The sequence below is a fragment of the Rivularia sp. UHCC 0363 genome, from assembly GCF_034931125.1.
Taxonomy (GTDB): domain Bacteria; phylum Cyanobacteriota; class Cyanobacteriia; order Cyanobacteriales; family Nostocaceae; genus Rivularia.
Genome location: NZ_JAYGHM010000127.1, coordinates 6,034 through 8,236, shown reverse-complemented (window position 1 = coordinate 8,236; position 2,203 = coordinate 6,034). Strand labels below are relative to the sequence as shown.

Annotated in this window: 2 protein-coding genes; both read left to right on the top strand. The window is 40.3% G+C overall.

The annotated features are described in order from the left end of the window. Window positions 1-201 precede the first annotated feature (201 nt). Window positions 202-1,128: a glycosyltransferase gene (locus tag VB797_RS34350; RefSeq protein ID WP_323242288.1), complete on the top strand. Its 927-nt coding sequence runs from the start codon at window positions 202-204 to the stop codon at window positions 1,126-1,128. A gap of 59 nt (window positions 1,129-1,187) precedes the next feature. Beyond that, window positions 1,188-2,123, top strand: a complete 936-nt coding sequence (locus tag VB797_RS34345; RefSeq protein WP_323242287.1) for a glycosyltransferase family 2 protein — start codon at window positions 1,188-1,190, stop codon at window positions 2,121-2,123. Window positions 2,124-2,203 lie beyond the last annotated feature (80 nt).

The following is a 2,203-nucleotide window of genomic DNA, read 5'->3' as shown; positions in this document are numbered from 1 at the left end:
ACTCCCAATTCCCAATTCCCAATTCCCTCAAAACCAATATCCGAAAAAACTCGGTTGGTGTGTTAAAAATTTTTAGTTAAGATTCTGTGCAGGCAGTTGTTGAATTTTAGTAATAGCTAATATGTAATAGCAATAAAGCTAAGATAAATTAGCCATTAAAAAATAAAATTCAGCTTCTGAAATCTAACGGTTGCAATAAAAATGCCAGACACGCAAATTTCTGCCATTATCTGTACTCATAATCGAGATAACTATTTAGGTGCTGCGATAGATAGCCTTTTGTCGCAGGATTTTGCTGCTGGTTTTGAAGTGGTAGTGGTAGATAATGGGTCAAAAGATAATACCAAACAAGTCGTAGAACAAAGGCTTGAGAATCCGCGACTTAAGTATATTTACGAACCTATCTTAGGATTATCGGTAGCTCGTAATACTGGTGCTAAAGCAAGTAGTGGTGAAATCTTCGCCTATCTTGATGACGACGCTGTGGCAAGCGAATGCTGGTTACAAATTCTTGATTCTGCCTACCAAAGTAACCCTAAATTGGCGATCGCCGGTGGTAAAGTTACATTATTGTGGCCAGAACAAACCCAACCACCCCGTTGGTTATCACCAGGATTAGCCAGTAATTTAGGAGCATACGATTTAGGCGATCGCGTTATCTCCATTGAAAAGCCCGGTGACACTCCTAGAGGCTTGAATTATTCAATACGTCGCAGTTTCTTAGATCAAATTGGAGGTTTTGACACCAATCTCGGACGAGTAGGTAAAAACTTACTTTCCAACGAAGAACTGCAAATGACCGAATTAGCCTTAGAAAAAGGTTGGGAAGTCGCCTATCTTCCCGATGCTTTAGTCGCTCATAATGTCTCTCCAGAACGTCTCAAACGTTCCTGGTTTTTCAGTCGTGGGTGGTGGCAAGGTATCAGTGAATGTTATCGAGAACAGCTTGCCGGTAAAGCCGGTACAGGACAGTTACAGCGCGGTAGCGAACGGTTTATCCGTGGTTTATATAAAGCAGTGCAGCATTATTCCGACCCCGCAGAACGCTTTGATAAACTTGTGTATGCTTACGGTCAAATAGGTTATTTAAACGCAGCTATTCAGGGACTTTTATCTACAAAAAAGTAGTTAGTACATAGATAATCACTAATAACTAACGACTAATAACTAACAACTAATATAATTATATGCCTTCTAAAATACCAGTTTCCGTTTTGATTCCGGCTAAAAATGAAGAAGCAAATTTACCTGCTTGTTTGAAAAGTGTTGCTAGAGCAGACGAAATTTTTGTTGTTGATTCTCAAAGTAGCGATCGCAGCATTGAAATTTCTGAAAGTTTCGGTGCAAAAGTCGTACAGTTCAACTTTAACGGAGGTTGGCCTAAGAAGAAAAATTGGTCTTTAGAAAACTTACCTTTCCGCAACGAATGGGTATTAATAGTTGATTGTGATGAACGCATTACTCCTGAGTTATGGGATGAAATTGCTCAAGCAATTGAGAACCCGGAATATAGCGGTTATTATCTAAATCGGCGCGTATTTTTCTTGGGTAAATGGATTCGTCACGGTGGTAAATATCCCGATTGGAACCTGCGTTTATTCAAGTATAAAGAAGGTCGTTACGAAAATCTAAATACCGAAGATATTCCCAATACAGGTGACAACGAAGTTCACGAACACGTTGTTTTAAGTAATAAAGTGGGATATCTAAAAAACGATATGCTTCACGAAGACTTCCGCGACCTTTACCACTGGTTAGCAAGACACAATCGTTATTCAAATTGGGAAGCTCGCGTTTACTATAATTTACTCACGGGTAAAGGTGATGACGGTACTATCGGTGCAAGTCTATTTGGTGATGCAGTACAGCGCAAGCGTTTCTTAAAGAAAATCTGGGTAAGATTACCATTTAAACCATTGTTACGGTTTATCTTGTTTTATATCATTCAGCGCGGCTTCCTAGACGGCAAAGCTGGATATATTTACGGACGACTTTTAAGTCAATACGAATACCAAATCGGCGTAAAACTCTACGAACTGCGTAGCTGCGGTGGTAGTTTAAACACTGCTTCAGATAAACCACAACCTGCGATTGCTGGGAAAGTTAGTCAGTCAGTAACCTAATGGAGAGGGGGACAAGGTGATGGGGAGATGGGGAGATGGGGAGATGGGGAGATGGGGAGATGGGGTGAAAAATTCTTAAC